Source organism: Mycobacterium sp. (genome assembly GCF_049585075.1).
In the GTDB taxonomy this organism is placed as follows: Bacteria; Actinomycetota; Actinomycetes; order Mycobacteriales; family Mycobacteriaceae; genus Mycobacterium.
Genome location: NZ_JBAUZA010000037.1, coordinates 1 through 15,846 on the forward strand (window position 1 = coordinate 1; position 15,846 = coordinate 15,846).

The 15,846-nt window shown below is 63.5% G+C and carries 14 protein-coding genes, 1 tRNA gene and 1 pseudogene; 7 read left to right on the forward strand and 9 right to left on the reverse strand.

Annotated features, from left to right (window positions below; translation table 11 throughout):
• From WB785_RS01740 to WB785_RS01760, 5 genes and pseudogenes are all read right to left on the reverse strand, one after another.
• Positions 1-207 (reverse strand): annotated as a pseudogene (locus WB785_RS01740) (thiol reductant ABC exporter subunit CydD); the annotation flags it as partial.
• A 92-nt stretch (positions 208-299) separates the two neighbouring features.
• Positions 300-1,340: a cytochrome d ubiquinol oxidase subunit II gene (gene cydB, locus WB785_RS01745; protein ID WP_424076977.1), complete on the reverse strand. Its 1,041-nt coding sequence runs from the start codon at positions 1,338-1,340 to the stop codon at positions 300-302.
• A gap of 26 nt (positions 1,341-1,366) precedes the next feature.
• Positions 1,367-2,809 (reverse strand): cytochrome ubiquinol oxidase subunit I, encoded by a 1,443-nt coding sequence (locus WB785_RS01750; RefSeq protein ID WP_424076978.1) that lies wholly within the window; start codon positions 2,807-2,809, stop codon positions 1,367-1,369.
• A 98-nt stretch (positions 2,810-2,907) separates the two neighbouring features.
• Positions 2,908-3,528 carry an HdeD family acid-resistance protein gene (locus WB785_RS01755; protein ID WP_424076979.1) on the reverse strand — a complete coding sequence of 207 codons (621 nt, stop codon included), beginning with the start codon at positions 3,526-3,528 and terminating at the stop codon, positions 2,908-2,910.
• Between the two features lie 33 nt (positions 3,529-3,561).
• Positions 3,562-4,887 carry an adenylate/guanylate cyclase domain-containing protein gene (locus tag WB785_RS01760; RefSeq protein WP_424076980.1) on the reverse strand — a complete coding sequence of 442 codons (1,326 nt, stop codon included), beginning with the start codon at positions 4,885-4,887 and terminating at the stop codon, positions 3,562-3,564.
• Between the two features lie 396 nt (positions 4,888-5,283).
• Between WB785_RS01760 and WB785_RS01765 the strand changes: the two genes are divergently transcribed.
• Entirely contained in the window at positions 5,284-6,024 is a 741-nt protein-coding gene (locus WB785_RS01765) for a PE-PPE domain-containing protein (RefSeq protein WP_424076981.1), read from the forward strand.
• 505 nt (positions 6,025-6,529) lie between these two features.
• Here the strand turns inward: WB785_RS01765 and WB785_RS01770 are convergent.
• Complete coding sequence (locus tag WB785_RS01770) at positions 6,530-7,798, reverse strand: DUF6777 domain-containing protein (protein WP_424076982.1); 1,269 nt, start codon at positions 7,796-7,798, stop codon at positions 6,530-6,532.
• 319 nt (positions 7,799-8,117) lie between these two features.
• Here WB785_RS01770 and WB785_RS01775 point away from each other — a divergent pair, with 319 nt between their 5' ends.
• The 3 genes from WB785_RS01775 (at position 8,118) to WB785_RS01785 (ending at position 10,178) form a co-directional block, all read left to right on the forward strand.
• On the forward strand, positions 8,118-8,438 hold the full coding sequence (locus WB785_RS01775) for a DUF732 domain-containing protein (protein WP_424076983.1): 321 nt from the start codon (positions 8,118-8,120) through the stop codon (positions 8,436-8,438).
• A 194-nt stretch (positions 8,439-8,632) separates the two neighbouring features.
• Positions 8,633-9,076: a hypothetical protein gene (locus tag WB785_RS01780; RefSeq protein ID WP_424076984.1), complete on the forward strand. Its 444-nt coding sequence runs from the start codon at positions 8,633-8,635 to the stop codon at positions 9,074-9,076.
• Positions 9,063-10,178 carry a tyrosine-type recombinase/integrase gene (locus WB785_RS01785; RefSeq protein ID WP_424076985.1) on the forward strand — a complete coding sequence of 372 codons (1,116 nt, stop codon included), beginning with the start codon at positions 9,063-9,065 and terminating at the stop codon, positions 10,176-10,178. Before WB785_RS01780 ends, WB785_RS01785 begins: the two co-directional genes overlap by 14 nt.
• Positions 10,179-10,227: 49 nt before the next feature.
• On the opposite strand, the gene WB785_RS01790 is transcribed toward WB785_RS01785, so the two are convergent.
• Positions 10,228-10,301, reverse strand: a tRNA-Leu gene (locus tag WB785_RS01790).
• A 100-nt stretch (positions 10,302-10,401) separates the two neighbouring features.
• On the opposite strand from WB785_RS01790, the gene WB785_RS01795 reads away from it, so the two are divergent.
• A complete protein-coding gene (locus WB785_RS01795; protein WP_424076986.1) occupies positions 10,402-11,031 on the forward strand; it encodes an ANTAR domain-containing response regulator in 630 nt (209 codons plus the stop codon).
• On the opposite strand, the gene WB785_RS01800 is transcribed toward WB785_RS01795, so the two are convergent.
• Entirely contained in the window at positions 11,028-12,224 is a 1,197-nt protein-coding gene (locus WB785_RS01800; RefSeq protein ID WP_424076987.1) for a lipid-transfer protein, read from the reverse strand. The two genes, WB785_RS01795 and WB785_RS01800, sit on opposite strands and share 4 nt — an antisense overlap.
• Positions 12,221-12,661 (reverse strand): Zn-ribbon domain-containing OB-fold protein, encoded by a 441-nt coding sequence (locus WB785_RS01805; RefSeq protein WP_424076988.1) that lies wholly within the window; start codon positions 12,659-12,661, stop codon positions 12,221-12,223. The genes WB785_RS01800 and WB785_RS01805 overlap by 4 nt, the downstream gene beginning before the upstream one ends.
• 125 nt (positions 12,662-12,786) lie before the next feature.
• Between WB785_RS01805 and WB785_RS01810 the strand changes: the two genes are divergently transcribed.
• A complete protein-coding gene (locus WB785_RS01810; protein ID WP_424076989.1) occupies positions 12,787-13,074 on the forward strand; it encodes a putative quinol monooxygenase in 288 nt (95 codons plus the stop codon).
• Positions 13,075-13,172: 98 nt separating this feature from the next.
• Positions 13,173-15,836 (forward strand): DNA polymerase I, encoded by a 2,664-nt coding sequence (gene polA, locus WB785_RS01815; protein ID WP_424077004.1) that lies wholly within the window; start codon positions 13,173-13,175, stop codon positions 15,834-15,836.
• Positions 15,837-15,846 lie beyond the last annotated feature (10 nt).

Sequence of the window (15,846 nt, forward strand, 5' to 3'; positions counted from 1 at the left end):
GCCGAGATCGGCGATCACTGCGCTGGCGCCGTGTTGTCCCAGCCGGGCCTGCAGCCAGTGGGCCACCGCGCCTACCGCCCATACCGTCAGGAGTATCGATAACATCGGCGTCCACTGGCTCAAGTTACGCGCCGCCGAGTGAGTGATGACCTGTGAAGCGATGTGCGCCAGCAGGATCGCTGACGCGATGGCGCAACCGGAGATCACTACACCGCAGGCTACGGTCGCAACCAGGAAATGGCGCAGTGCAGCAGATGCCCGCCATAGTCTTGGGTCCAGGGGCCCCCGGCTGCTCGCGCTCAGGACGGTCGCCTCGCCAGTCCGATCGACGGCGGTATCCGGTCGGCTGAGATCCGTTGCCGAAACACCCAATACGTCCACGCCTGGTACACGACTGTCAACGGGGCCATGATCGCCATCACCCAGGTCATAATCTTCAGCGTGTACGGGGTCGACGACGCGTTGTAGATCGTCACGTTCCACTGGCTGTTCAGCCTCGAGGGCACGAGGTTCGGATACAACGCGCCGAACAGAAGGACGACAACGGCTGCAACCACCACCGCCGTGCAGGCAAAGGCCCACCCGTCGTAGGCGCGCCGCCACACCAGCAGCGCCGCTGCCAGCTGCGCGACGACGGCCACCCCGAGCGCCACCCAGGTCCAGCCCTTTCCGTGGGCCAGCTGCGTCCAAAGCCCAAATGCCGCAACCAGTCCGGCCACCGGAAGCGACAGCCACATCGCGAATCGGTATGCGTCGTCGCGGATCGTGCGCGAGGTCTTCAACGTGACGAACACCGCGCCGTAGAGCAAGAACAAACCGCCGGTAGCCAGACCGCCCAGCACGGTGTAGGGGTTGAGCACGTCGGTGATCGACAAGTGGATGTGGCCTGCGGCGTCCACCGGCAGGCCGCGGACCAGGACGGCGAAGGCCACGCCCCACAACACCGCGGGCAACCACGACCCGGCGGCGATCCCGAAATCGGCCCAGCCGCGCCATTTCGTGTCGTCGACCTTGCCACGCCATTCGATCGCCACGGCGCGCAAGATCATGCCGAACAGGATCGCCAGCAGCGGCAGATACAGCGTGGAGAACACGGTGGCATACCAGCCGGGAAACGCGGCGAACATCGCAGCGCCGCTGGTGATCAACCAGACTTCGTTGCCGTCCCATACCGGCCCGATGGTGTTAAGCACTGTGCGGCGCTGCAATTCAGGCTCACCCGCGCCGATGCGGGCGAATGGCTCCATCAACATGCCGACGCCGAAGTCGAAACCCTCCAGGATGAAGAAAGCGAGGAAAAGCATCCCGATGATGCCGAACCACAACTCTTGCAGTCCCATCGGTCAGCTCCTTTTCCAGGTTGGCGCTAATACGCAAACGACAGCGGCGCAACATCGTCGTCGCTGGGTGCCCGCGGCGGCGCCGGTTCCGCGTCGTGTTCTCGCGGCCCTTCGACGACGTAGCGCTTGAGCAGGTAGAACCAGACGACGGCGAGCACCCCATAGACGAGCGTGAAGGTCACCAGCGAGGTGACAACCATGCCGGGGGGGTGGTTGGAGACGGCTTGATGAACGGTGAAGCGGATCTGCTGGTCACCGGTCGGGTTCGGCACGACGATCCACGGCTGGCGGCCCATCTCGGTGAACACCCACCCGGATATGTTGGCCAAGAAGGGCGTCGGGATGGTCAGCAGCGCCAGCCAGGAAAACCAACGTTGATTGGGCGCCCGGCCGCTCCGGGTGAACCACAACGCCGCCAGCGCGAACAACACCGGAATCGCCAGAAAACCGATCATCGCGCGGAACGACCAATAGGTGACGAACAGGTTGGGCCGGTAGTCGTTCGGGCCGAATTGATGTTCGTAGTCCTGCTGCATGTTGCGCACACCCTGCAACGTGACGCCGTCGAATCGTCCTTCGGCAAGGAACGGCAACACGTAGGGCACCTCGATAACACGGGTGACGCTGTCGCAGTTGTTGTGCGTGCCGACGGTCAAGATCGAGAAGTCCGGATCAGTTTGGGTGTTGCACAACGATTCCGCCGAAGCCATTTTCATCGGTTGCTGAACGAACATCAGCTTGCCCTGGCGGTCACCGGTGAACAATAGGCCGACGGTGGCGAGCAGCACCACCCAGCACCCCAGGATCACCGCAGGGCGAAATATGGCGCGGACATCCGGATCCGAACGCACCAGCCACCACGCGCCGATCGCGGCCACGAATGTTGCAGCGGTCAGCAAGGCACCCAGCACCGTGTGCGAAAACGCTGCCAGCGCAGTGTTATTGGTCAATAGCGCGGTGATGCTGTTCAACTCGGCGCGCCGCGTCACGGGGTTGTAGTGCGCGCCGACCGGGTGTTGCATGAACGAGTTCGCCGCGATGATGAAAAACGCGGACACGTTGACGCCGATCGCGACTATCCAGATGCAGGCCAGGTGTATCAGCCGCGGCAGCCGGCTCCAGCCGAAGATCCACAATCCGATGAAGGTGGATTCAAAAAAGAAGGCGAACAGGCCTTCCATCGCCAGCGGCGCGCCGAAGATGTCGCCGACGAAGCGGGAATACTCGCTCCAATTCATCCCGAATTGGAACTCCTGCACGATCCCAGTCGCCACGCCGATCGCGAAGTTGATCAGGAACAGCTTGGCGAAGAACTTGGTGAGCCGATACCAGGCGACGTTGTCGGTGACAACCCACACCGTCTGCATGACGGCAATTAGGGGCGCCAAACCGATGGTGAGTGGCACGAAGATGAAGTGATAGACGGTGGTGATACCGAACTGCCACCGCGAAACATCGACGACGTCCATCTGCCACCTTCCCGGCGACATAGTCCAGTGCTACTACGAAGTGTAGTAGACGACTGCGATCAGCACCACAAAGTTGTCGCCACGATCACGTTGGCCGGTCAGGCCGCGCCGGGCGGTCCACCCGCCAGGGCGTTGTCTACCCGCTTGGACGCGTTGCGAATACCGAACGACGACACGATCTCGAACACGCCGATCACGATGAGCCAGATGCCGACGATGAGCGTCAGGATCGCGAGCGATTCGAAGGGCGATCCGATCATGACAATGCCCGCCACAAGGCTGATCAGGCCAACGAATATCTGCCAGCCGCGGCCCGGTAATGCGGGATCACTGATCGCCGAGACCGTGGTCGCTACGCCGCGGAAGATGAACCCGACACCGATCCAGATTGCCAAGAACAGGATCGCGGTGAGTGGATCCTTGCCGAAATGTCTGAACGCGAGGACCGCCAGAATCAGCGAAGCGGCCCCGCTGATGAACAGCAGGATCCGTCCGCCGGCAGACACATGCAGACTGAACGCGAATAAGACCTGCACGATCCCGGTGGTCAGCAGGTAAACGCCGAAAAGGATGGCCGCGATGAGAAGCGTCTCTCCGGGCCATGCCAACGTCAAGATGCCCAGCGCCAGCGCCAGAATTCCGGATACCAGTATCGACTTCCACATATGCGGCAACAACCTTGGGACAGAAGTGGTTTCCATGTCCGAAGTTTCGCACAAATGATGATCGTGATGGAAGGTTTGTGCTGCGAGTCAGACCCTGGCTGTTTGCGGCGCCGCAGCGCGCACGCCGCCCGAACCGGTGTCCGGTTTGCGGCCAACGAGATACCAGGTGCGCATGATGCCTTTTCCTTTGACATCGAAGGCACCGCGCTCCTGTAGCACGAAGTCGTTTTTGAGCCGCTGGTAGACATCCTCGGGCACCTGGATCCGCCCTACCGAATCGGTGGATTCCATCCGCGATGCAACATTGACCGCATCGCCCCACACGTCATAAAAGAACCGCCGCGAGCCCACCACGCCGGCGACGACGGGGCCGTTGGCCAGTCCAATTCGCAAGGGCAACGCATCGCCGTGCGTATCCTTCAATCCGCTTGCGGTCTGGGCCATGTCGAGAGCAAGGTCTGCGAGCGCCTCCACGTGATCCGGCCGCGGCTCGGGCACTCCACTGACCACCATGTAGGAATCGCCGCTGACTTTGATTTTCTCCAGGCCGTGTTTGTCCACCAGCGCGTCGAAGTCGCTGTAAAGCCGATCCAGGAATCGGATCAGCTTGTCCGGGGCGATGTCACTGGCCCGCTCAGTGAAGCCGGCAATGTCGGCGAAAAGAACTGATGCGTCGTCGTATTTATCGGCAATGATGTTGCGCGCCGGGTCCTTTAGCCGCTCGGCGATGCTGGCCGGCAACATGTTGGCCAACAAGGCCTCGGACCGTTCGTACTCCATCTGCACGGCCTCCTGGGCGCGGCGCAGTTCGCGTAGCGCGTACCACACCGTCGCGACCGCCATCACGCAAGCCGAGATTGTCGTGACGACAAAGGCCGCCGACAAAAACCACTGCGGCTGAACACCAGTGTCGCGGGGGACGAGGAACTGCAGGGCGATCACCAATCCAGCGGCGATCGCGGCCAAGATCGCCGCCAGAACAATTCGCTCGATGCCCAATTGAAAAACCACAAGGCAGGCTGCGACGAGGAAGTAGAGCTGCAAACCCGAGCCCGTGCCCACGATCGAACAGATGACGAAGATCGACGCGTACGCGGTGCCGATGAAGGTCAGCGGCGGAACCAGCTCGCCGAAGCGGTACAGCCAAGGGACCATCACGTAGATCGCGGCGCCGAGGAGGTTGATTACACCGGTCCACCACAGGTGCGGTGCGACCACAAGTTGCATTGCCCCGAAGGCCACGCTGATGATCATCGCCAGCGATGTGTTGAGGCGGAGTATGCGGCGGCGCCGCGCGATGCGCTCGGCATAGGACTGATTGCGGACGCGCGGTTCCGCCCGGACCGCCGCTACGCAGTCCGGCTTTCGCCGCCAACCTGCGGGTTGGGTGGCACCGCAACTCCTAGCCACCACAGCAAAAGCCTAATGGGTCAGCCACGCTGACATGAAATGTTCGGCCAGCGACCCAGTGGGCATGATGTGCTGCACGACTCGGCCATCGCGCGTGGCCAGGTCCGCGATCATCCGCCGTTGGCAACGCCACCAGCTCGGCTCCCCGCACACCACATGATCGCGACGTTATGGCCGTCGGCCTATTGCATCAGTCGCTGATACCGACTGGGCCTGCGCAAACCGCAGAAGCACCTGGTGTTTCTCCGGCCGCTCGGTTTAGCACATCGAGGTCCGACTCCATCAATTATTTGTCATGCAAATTATTTTGATTTCAGGGCTACCTTAACGGAGCCTGAGATATTCTGCCCGTGTGTTATAAGGCCTCATCGACATGTGATCTTGAGAAAAGGGGGGTCGATGAAGAACGTGATTCTCGGTGCGGCCCTGTGCTGCACCGCGGTGGCGTTGGCCGGTGCAGCCAATGCCGACGGGGCCAACGGGGCCAACGACATGCTGTCCGGCTCAACCCACGCGCTAATCCTGGGCTCCACCGGCCTACCGACACCAGATGCCGGCTACATCAGCCCCGCGGAAAGCCTGTACCTCGACCCGGACGGGTACGACGGCACCGCCGCGACGACGGTGGCGCTGACCACCCCCGAAACCTTCGACTTCACCTCAAGCGTGACGCAAGGCGAGCAAATCCTCGTCAACGCGGTCGTCGCCGCCTATGACGCCGGCAGCATGGACTGCAACGCCTTCGGCGTCTGCAGCGACCCGCTGACCATTTTCACGTACTCGCAAAGCAGCGCCATCGCCGCCATCGCCGAACAGGAACTCGCCCACGACAAAATCCCCACCGACGCTTTACGTTTCGTGATGCTCGGTGCCAATCCGATGGGCGTTCCCGACAACCTGTACCCGACCGAGGTATACAACATCGACGGTGACGTTTGGGCGAACCCCGGCTCCTTGGGCACCACATACGAGGAGATCCTGTTCGGGTTGGTACTCCATTTCGCCTACCTCGGGTTGTCGCCAGCCGAAATCGACTCGGCCACACCGATAGTCGAAGGACTGACAACCGTCTTCGAGATTCCCACACTGACCACCGCCGAGCTGTGGGGCGCCCTGCTCAACGTGTTCCTCGGATTGTGACTTCGGCGACTAAGGCGATCCAGTTCCAGCGGCGCGCTTATTCGTCCGGCCAGCCGCGGCGCATCTTCGGCAACTAATCCGCAGGGCTGACGCCAAAGACTCGACCGGCACCGACGTGTCGACAGTTTGAGTGCCCTCGGTGAGATTCGAACTCTATTTCGGGGTCTGGTAGGGCAGCGGTACCCCCTTCAAACAGCGGAAAAACATCACCGTAGTTCACGGGAGTTATCTGTAACTGTGGGCAAATTGTGGGCACGGCGTGGGCAGTCAGCCCGTCGTCAAATCGACGAACTCCTCGCGCCATCGCGGGACCGGCGAGCACATGGCGGTCGACACGTAGCGCCGGGCTAGCGGTGCCACGTTCCACCCGAGGAAAGTGTGATTCCTGCACCCTTGTGCGATCTGCCCAAACGGAGCGGCGACCGAACGAGAACCCTCCGCTGGGCGCGCAGCTTAACCCGGTTTCTAACGGGCTCCACAGATGGAGGCGATCTTGGGTTGTCGTTCACTGCTTGGTGGCCACGAAGGTAGTGTGGCAACCAACTTGGTCAGCTGTGCCGTCGCGGATGACGGTGCGGCCGCCTTCGGTGGCGAAGACTCCCCGCATGTCGACGTACCCATAGTGGGTCGCGAACGATCCGTCGCCGTTCAGGGTGCCGGTCTGGTAAGGGCCAAGTTTCAGCGTGTTGCCTTGATGGGTCACATTCATCGTGTAGTCGGGAATGCCTCTGTCGCAGCCGCCGGGAATGACGTTATGGAACAGATAAGTGCCGTCAATATCCAGTTGGGGTGCTTGTCCGGTCGTGGCCGGGGTGGGTGCTTGTCCGGGCGTGGGCGAGGCGGGTGCGGATTGGGCTCCGGTCGTGGGCGCGGTGGGTGCGGATTGGGGTGCTTGTCCGGATGTGGGCGGCGCGCTCGTGGCGGGTTCGGGTGGCGCGACGGGCTGGGTGTGAGGGGTGTCGTTGGTGCCGGTGGTTCCAGCGGGCCGGTTGAAGGGGTGCCCGGTGACGACGTCGACCAGCACGAAGTTGGCGATGGCCGCGGTGGTAGCCCGGACCTCGGCGAGAGCTCCGGGGCGGTAGCCGGGCCACTGTGTGCCAACGAGTTTCGGTATGCCTGTCAATGTGATCGGCGCAGTGAGTGGGCTGCCAGAGAAGAAGCGGGCGCGGGGTACCCCGTGGGCGTCGACGAGCACGGCGGTGCCCTCTTGGAAGACCGACTGCACGGTGGTGGGGTGCGTTCCGTCGAACCCGTGGTTGGTGATTCGGGTGTCCAGCCGCAGCAGGGCGGGGGTGAGTTCGTGCAGGTAGGTGGGGATGTCGGCGACGGTAAGTGTGCGTCCGCCGCTCCAGTACACGGTGGTGTCGGTGTTGAGGGCTTCGACGAACGCGCCGGCCTGGGCGGGGTGGCTGCCCAGGAAGCTGATCATTTTTTCGCGGTCGGATTCGGCGTTGTTGAGGGTGCCGCCATAGAGGCCGTCACGGTCGCCGGGCAGCGGCAGAGTCGCCAAGGTGGCGCCATCGCCCTGAGGTTGCAGGGTAGGCGGGGGTTGGGTGTTCGTCGGCGGCGGCGGAGCCGCGGGGGGCATGAACGCGTTCGCGCCGGGGTCGGCAGCCCCGGTAAGCACCAACTCCCCGCCGGTCGCCTTCGGATGACAGGACGTTACAGCGGCACCTGCGGCCGCGATAAGCAGGACCACCAACAACGCGACCAACCAATTGTGCTTCGACCGAGTCGCTGGCGGCGGCGTGCCATAGGCGGCTTCCGCTCCCACGGTCAGCATGCTATTTGATCCGCCCCAGCTCGCGCAGTCGATTCGCTTGGGCCGTGCGACCGGACGAAGTTGGTTGCTCCGGCTCCCAACGGCCGTGCGCCGCTCGATCCGCGAGCATGGTGGCGAGCCGTCGAGTCGCCAGGTCGACGAACTGCTGGACGAACGCCGCGAGCTGACCGGAAGCTTTGACCGGGCTAGCAACACCCCGACCCTTTGCGGGACTGACTAATTCTTTCGAAGAATCGCGGGTTGCCGGGGTCAGAGGGGCATACGCTGCCATCAGGTCGGGCAAACATCATCCAACAAGGGGGTTGGGAACATGTTTCTCGGTGTTGGATCGCTCATCGCAGCAGCGAGCGCGACGGCCGCAATTGGTTTGGCAGCACCGGCTCACGCCGACGAGGACAGCTACCTTAACGATATGCACGACGCAGGGCTCACCAGTGCAGCTGGCGATTCGGATTTGTTGAGTGGGGGATGGAATATATGTCGAGAGCTTGCTGCCGGCAAATCGCGTGAACAGGTGGCGGCCGAAATCGTTTACAGCTCAGACAAGAACGAGGGTTCCACTGGGCTCACTCCTAAAGGTGCCGATAAGGCGGTGGTATACGCCAACGACGACCTATGCCCCGGTGTCTAGCAAAACAGTACTTATTAGAGGACACGCCATGCGAATCGCCATCATCCCTGCAATCGCTGCGTGCACAGCCGCGCTCGTTGCCACCGCGTCGGCGGCCCACTGCGACCGCTAGCAAGGTCCGCGACTTCGAGGTCGGTAGGACAGCACCAACGTTCGCCACAGTGCTAGCACTCGCGGCAGCCTTAGATAGCGCCGTGGGGAAGCCCACCGGCCGCATGCCGGCCGACCTGATGAAACCTGACCGTGAACCGCGGGTCCGCCTAGCCGACCTAGTGATATTCGACGGTTTCGTGACTGTGACCGACGAGTTCGACCCGCGCGGCCAACGGGTTGCCGACTACTGCGCCGGCCAACTGTGGGATCTGCGCGGTTCCCAGATCGGCCGCACCGCAACCCGTGAAAAGTTCGACATTGCCCGTATGCGGCAGGCTTCCGGACTGACCGAGGACCGACTAGCGGCGCGTCTTGGTATCGGCCGTGACGATCTCGCGGCGCTGTCGCTGCGGCTGTGGCGCAAGCCGTTTAGTCAGGAGCGGGACCGGATCGCGGGTCCGGATGCCAACAAGCAGAAGCGCGGCCAAGTGTCGCGTGCTCTACGCGCGGAACTCGAGAAAGCACTCGCAAATGGCCACGATTAGCAAATACCAAACCGCAAGCGGCACAACGCTTTATCGCGTCCGCTATCGGACACCCGGCCGCGGGCAGACCGACAAGCGCGGTTTCAAGACCAAGCGTGACGCCGAGGTGTTCGCCAACTCGGTAGAAGTCACCAAAGTTCGCGGCGAGTACGTGGCACCGTCGCTGGGCCGTGTGATGGTGGGGGAGTTGGGGCCGGCGTGGTTGGCACGCAAAGAAGGCCATATGAAGCCCAGCGGCTACCGCTCCTACGAGAACGCCTGGCGCGTCCACGTCGAGCCGCGCTGGCGCACAGCAAGGGTGGCCGAGATCCGCTACACCGCGGTGCAAGCGTGGGTCGCAGAGCTGTCGAAGAAGCTGAGCGGGTCGAGGGTCATCACCGTCCATTCAGTGCTGGCGGGCATCCTCGATGACGCCGTGCGCGACCGACTGCTGGCGGTCAACCCTGCCCGCGGAGTCAAGTTGCCGCGCAGGGCTAAACGCCCGAACGTGTACCTCACGCCCGAGCAACTGCACGCCCTGGCGCACGAGTCCGGTCGGTACGGGTCGCTGGTGCTGCTGCTCGGCACTGTGGGCCTGCGTTGGGGTGAGGCTGCGGCGCTTCGGGTTTCGGACGTAAATTTCTTGCACCGCCGGATCGTGTTGCATGAGAACGCCGTCGCGGTCGGCGGCCAAACACACGTTGGCACGCTTAAGACCGGGCGCAGCCGCTCGGTGGCGCTACCGGCGTTCGTGGTCGACGAGCTGGCGGCGACCTGTGTAGGCAAGGACCGCGACGAGTTGATTTGGCCGGCGCAGGACGGGGGCTATCTAGCACCGCCGACAACCAAGTCATGGATGGCCGGGGCTGTCGAGCGCTGCCAGAAGGCCGACAAGACTTTTCCGCGGGTGACGGCGCACGACTTGCGTCACACCGCGGCGTCTTTGGCGATTGCTTCGGGCGCCAATCCGAAGGTGGTTCAGCGGATGCTGGGCCATGCTTCGGCCGCGATGACGCTGGACGTGTATGCCGATCTTTTCGATTCTGACTTCACTGCAGTTGCCGACAAGTTATCTGAAACTGTGGGCAAAATGTGGGCACGAGGTGCTGGTGCGGCGATCTAGCAAACACGAAAATGGCTATCTAGCTGCGTGAATGCTTCTACAGTTTGAGTGCCCTCGGTGAGATTCGAACTCACACTGTACGGGTTTTGAATCCGTTTCCTCTGCCAGTTGGGATACGAGGGCCTGCTGGCTACGGCCTCCCACCATAGAGGATGGCCGTGAGGAGTCGAGCGTCACCAACCCCGCGGTCGATGATCCCCGCGGGCCACGACACAATGTCGTCATGACCGGCTCCACGACCGACGTCGATACCCAAGCCTCCCACCGGGTGCTGATCGCTGAGGATGAGGCGCTCATCCGGCTCGACTTGGCCGAAATGCTCCGCGAAGAGGGCTACGAAATCGTCGGCGAGGCCGGCGACGGCCAGGAAGCCGTCGAGCTAGCGGAGCAGCTCAAACCGGACCTGGTGATCATGGACGTGAAGATGCCGCGCCGCGACGGCATCGACGCCGCGTCGGAGATTGCCCGCAAACGCATCGCACCGATTGTGGTGCTGACCGCTTTCAGCCAGCGTGACCTCGTCGAACGCGCACGCGACGCCGGGGCGATGGCCTACTTGGTCAAACCGTTTACCATCTCCGACCTGATCCCGTCGATTGAACTGGCGCTCAGCCGCTTCAGCGAGATCAGGGCACTTGAGCGCGAAGTCGAAACGCTGTCTGATCGGCTGGAAACCCGCAAGCTCGTGGAACGAGCGAAGGGCCTGCTGCAAGCCAACCAGGGCATGACCGAGCCGGAGGCGTTCAAGTGGATCCAGCGCGCCGCGATGGACCGGCGGACCACGATGAAGCACGTCGCCGAAGTCGTGCTGGAAACCCTCGACACGGCCAAAGACGCGGAATCGTCGGGCTAACGGGCTACGACCACCGACGATCCGTGGCCGAACAGGCCCTGATTCGCGGTGATTCCGGCCTTGGCGCCCTCGACCTGGCGGCCGGTGGCCTGGCCGCGCAGCTGCCAGCTGAGCTCGCAGACCTGTGCGATCGCTTGTGCGGGAATTGCCTCGCCGAAGCAGGCCAGCCCACCCGAGGGGTTGACCGGAATCTTCCCGCCGATCGTTGTGGCGCCGCTGCGCAGTAGCGACTCGGCGTCGCCCTTGGCGCACAGCCCGAGGTGTTCATACCAGTCCAGCTCGAGCGCGGTGGACAGGTCATAAACCTCGGCCAGGCTGAGGTCTTCCGGCCCGATGCCGGCCTCGGCATAGGCGGCGTCGATGATCTGGTCCTTGAACATCCGATCCGGCGCGGCCACCACCGCGGTGGAATCCGTTGCAATATCTGGTAATTCGGGCAGGTGCTGTGGGTAGCGGGGAGTGACGGTGCTGACCGCGCGCACCGAAGGCACGCCGTTGAGCGAGCCGAGGTGCTTCTCGGTAAAGGACTTGCTCGCCACGATCAGCGCCGCGGCGCCGTCCGAAGTCGCGCAGATGTCCAGCAGTCGCAGCGGGTCCGAGACCACAGGGCTGGCCAGCACGTCTTCGATCGAGTTCTCCTTGCGGTAGCGGGCGTTCGGGTTGTTGAGCCCATGCTTGGAGTTCTTGACCTTGACCTGGGCGAAGTCCTCGAGGGTAGCGCCGTACAGGTCCATCCGGCGTCGCGCCAGCAGCGCAAAATACACCGTGTTGGTAGCGCCGATCAGGTGGAACCGCTGCCAATCCGGGTCGTTCTTCCGCTCGCCGCCGACCGGAGCGAAAAAGCCTTTGGGCGTGGTGTCGGCGCCGATCACCAGCACCACGTCGCAGAACCCGGCAAGGATCTGTGCGCGGGCGCTTTGCAGGGCTTGCGATCCGCTGGCGCACGCCGCATAACTCGAACTGACAGGCACACCGTTCCAGCCCAGCTTCTGCGCGAACGTCGCCCCGGCGACGAAACCCGGATAGCCGTTGCGAATGGTGTCCGCGCCGGCCACCAACTGAATCTGCCGCCAGTCCAATCCAGCCTCGCCCAGCGCGGCACGCGCCGCGGCCACACCGTATTCGGTGAAGTCGTTGCCCCATTTGCCCCAGGGATGCATCCCGGCGCCGAGGATGTAGACCGGATCGCTCATGATGCGACCCTCCAGGCGTAGACGATGCGCTCGACGCCGTCGTCGTCGACGAACAGCGGCATAGTGGTCAGCTCCATCTCCAGACCGACTTTCAGGTCGGCGGCCAGGGTGCCGTCTACCACCTTGCCGAGCACGATCAGACCCTCGTCGGCCAGCTCCACCGCGGCGACTGCGAAGGGCTCAAATGGATCGGGGGATGGGTAGGGCGGCGGCGGTGCATACCGGTTTTCGGTGTAGCTCCACAGCTTTCCGCGCCGCGACAGCGGCACTTGGTCGAGCTGGTCACCGTCACAGCCGGGGTTGGGGCAATTGTTGGCACGCGGCGGAAAGATGTAGGTGCCGCATTGCGGACACTTCGCGCCGATCAGATAGGGCGAACCGGTCTCGATGGCGAACCAGCCGTCGATCGCCGGTTCTTGACGGGTAGCTGCTGGCATTCGGCCAGCGTACCGACAAGCCCTGCAAAACTGAAACGTGTTGCAGTTTGCGGCTCGCACCGATGAGTTCTGCTTGCTCACCCGGTCATATCGTCAACGGTCTGATGCAAGCGAAGGAGCGTCCAGTGGTGATCGTCGCGGGTTACCTCGTCGTCGAGCCGCAGCAGCGAGACAGCTATCTGGTGGGCTGTCGAGCGGTTGTGCAGCAAGCCCGCCGAGCGCCGGGATGCCTGGACTTCGCGATCAGCGCCGACCTGATCGAGCCGAATCGCATCAACATCTTCGAACGCTGGGAGTCGGCGGACGCCGTCGAATCGTTCCGTGGTGAGGGCATCAGCGAGGAACAACAAGGCGCGATCGTCGACGCGTCGGTTTCCGAGTACCACGTGGGAAGCGAGCGGCTGCTGACCTGACGTCGGACCCAGTGCCTAGAGTTAGGGCGGTGAGCCCAGCGAGGACCGCAAGCAAGAAGACGGAAGCCGGCCAGGCCGCTGACGACAAGCCGACGTTGATGCTGCTGGACGGCAATTCGCTGGCGTTTCGGGCGTTCTACGCGCTGCCCGCGGAGAATTTCAAGACCCAGGGCGGGCTGACCACCAACGCGGTGTACGGGTTCACCGCCATGCTGATCAACCTGTTGCGCGACGAATCACCCACGCATGTGGCCGCCGCGTTCGACGTGTCGCGACAGACCTTTCGCTCCGAGCGCTACCCGGAGTACAAGGCCAACCGATCATCCACCCCGGACGAGTTTCACGGCCAGATCGACGTCACCAAGGAAGTCCTTGCAGCGCTGGGTATTACGGTGCTCGCCGAGCCTGGCTTCGAGGCCGACGACCTGATCGCCACATTGGCCACCCAGGCCGAAAAAGAGGGCTACCGGGTACTGGTGGTCACCGGTGACCGCGATTCCTTGCAGCTGGTCACCGACGACGTGACCGTGCTCTATCCGCGCAAGGGCGTCAGCGAGCTCACTCGCTTCACGCCCGAGGCCGTCGTCGAAAAATATGGGTTGACCCCCACGCAATATCCCGACTTTGCGGCGCTGCGCGGCGACCCGAGCGACAACTTGCCCGGCATTCCCGGGGTGGGCGAGAAGACGGCGTCGAAATGGATCATCGAGTACGGGTCGCTGCAGGCGTTGGTCGACAATGCCGACTCGGTGCGCGGCAAGGTCGGTGATGCGCTGCGCGAGCATCTGGCCAGCGTGGTGCTCAACCGGGAGCTGACCGACCTGGTCCGTGACGTGCCGCTGGCGCAGACGCCTGACACACTGCGGGTGCAGCCGTGGGACCGCGACCAGATTCACCAGCTGTTCGACCAGCTGGAATTCCGGGTGCTGCGCGATCGGCTGTTCGAGACGCTGGCCGCCGTCGAACCCGAGGTCGACGAGGGATTCGACGTGCGCGGGGGACTGCTGGAGCCCGGCACGGTCGGGCCGTGGCTGGCTGAGCACGTCGCCGACGGACGCCGATCGGGGCTGGCGGTGGTGGGCACGCATCTGCCATACGACGGTGACGCGACCGCGCTGGCCATTGCCGCCGCGGACGGTGACGGCGGCTACATCGACACCACGACTTTGACACCGGACGACGACTCCGCGCTGGCAACGTGGCTCGCCGACCCCGAGAAGCCGAAAGCCTTGCACGAAGCCAAGTTAGCCATCCACGACCTCGCCGGGCGCGGCTGGACCGTGAACGGAGTCAGCTCCGACACCGCGCTGGCCGCCTACCTCGTGCGCCCCGGGCAGCGCAGCTTCACCCTCGACGACCTGTCGCTACGCTACTTGCGTCGCGAGCTGCGAGCGGAAACGTCTGAACAGCAGCAGCTTTCACTGCTCGACGACACAGACGGGGTCGATGATCAAGCCGTGCAGACCGCGGTGCTGCGGGCTCGCGCGGTGGTGGACCTCGCCGATGCGCTGGACGCCGAACTGACCCGCATCGACTCCACCTCGCTGCTGGCCGAGATGGAACTGCCGGTGCAAGGCGTGTTGGCGGGCATGGAGGCCGTGGGTATCGCCGTCGATCTGAACCAGTTGACCGAGCTGCAAAGCCAATTCGGTGACCAGATCCGTGATGCCGCCGAGGCGGCATACGCGGTTATCGGAAAGCAGATCAACCTCGGCTCGCCAAAACAGTTGCAGGTAGTGCTGTTTGACGAGCTGGAGATGCCCAAGACCAAGCGAACGAAGACCGGATACACCACCGACGCGGACGCGCTGCAGTCGCTGTTCGACAAGACCGGGCATCCGTTCCTGCAGCATTTGCTCACGCACCGCGACGTGACCCGGCTGAAGGTGACCGTCGACGGGCTGCTGAATTCGGTGGCAGGCGACGGCCGTATCCACACCACGTTCAACCAGACCATTGCGGCGACCGGCAGGTTGTCGTCGACCGAGCCCAACCTGCAGAACATTCCGATCCGCACCGACGCCGGCCGCCAGATCCGCGACGCTTTCGTTGTCGGTGACGGCTACACCGATTTGATGACGGCTGACTACAGCCAGATCGAGATGCGGATCATGGCGCACCTGTCTGGTGACGCTGGCCTGATCGAGGCGTTCAACACCGGGGAGGACCTGCACTCGTTCGTCGCGTCCCGGGCATTTGGGGTGCCGATCGAGGAGGTGACCGGCGAGCTGCGCCGCCGCGTCAAGGCGATGTCGTACGGGCTGGCCTACGGGCTGAGCGCGTACGGCCTGGCGACCCAGCTGAAGATCTCCACCGAAGAGGCCAAAGTCCAGATGGACGCCTACTTCGCCCGGTTCGGCGGAGTACGCGACTACCTGATGGACGTCGTCGAGCAGGCGCGCAAGGACGGCTACACCTCCACGGTGCTGGGACGCAGGCGCTATCTGCCCGAGCTGGACAGCAGCAATCGCCAGGTGCGCGAGGCCGCCGAGCGGGCCGCGCTCAATGCGCCGATCCAGGGCAGCGCCGCCGACATCATCAAGGTGGCCATGATCGAGGTCGACAAGGCGCTCAAGTCCGCTGGGCTGGCGTCTCGGATGCTGCTGCAGGTCCACGACGAACTGTTGTTCGAAGTCGCCGACGGTGAGCGGGAGCGGCTTGAGGCGTTGGTGCGCGAAAAAATGGGCGGTGCATACCCGCTTGACGTGCCGCTGGAGGTCTCGGTGGGCTATGGCCGCAGCTGGGATACCGCCGCGCATTAACGCTAGTTGG

What these genes read in the sequence shown, in the direction of transcription:
- cydB (WP_424076977.1), bottom strand. Translation starts at nt 1,340, where the DNA reads ATGGGACTGCAAGAGTTGTGGTTCGGCATCATCGGGATGCTTTTCCTC.
- WB785_RS01750 (WP_424076978.1), bottom strand. Translation starts at nt 2,809, where the DNA reads ATGGACGTCGTCGATGTTTCGCGGTGGCAGTTCGGTATCACCACCGTC.
- WB785_RS01765 (WP_424076981.1), top strand. Translation starts at nt 5,284, where the DNA reads ATGAAGAACGTGATTCTCGGTGCGGCCCTGTGCTGCACCGCGGTGGCG.
- WB785_RS01775 (WP_424076983.1), top strand. Translation starts at nt 8,118, where the DNA reads ATGTTTCTCGGTGTTGGATCGCTCATCGCAGCAGCGAGCGCGACGGCC.
- WB785_RS01785 (WP_424076985.1), top strand. Translation starts at nt 9,063, where the DNA reads ATGGCCACGATTAGCAAATACCAAACCGCAAGCGGCACAACGCTTTAT.
- WB785_RS01795 (WP_424076986.1), top strand. Translation starts at nt 10,402, where the DNA reads ATGACCGGCTCCACGACCGACGTCGATACCCAAGCCTCCCACCGGGTG.
- WB785_RS01800 (WP_424076987.1), bottom strand. Translation starts at nt 12,224, where the DNA reads ATGAGCGATCCGGTCTACATCCTCGGCGCCGGGATGCATCCCTGGGGC.
- WB785_RS01805 (WP_424076988.1), bottom strand. Translation starts at nt 12,661, where the DNA reads ATGCCAGCAGCTACCCGTCAAGAACCGGCGATCGACGGCTGGTTCGCC.
- polA (WP_424077004.1), top strand. Translation starts at nt 13,173, where the DNA reads ATGCTGCTGGACGGCAATTCGCTGGCGTTTCGGGCGTTCTACGCGCTG.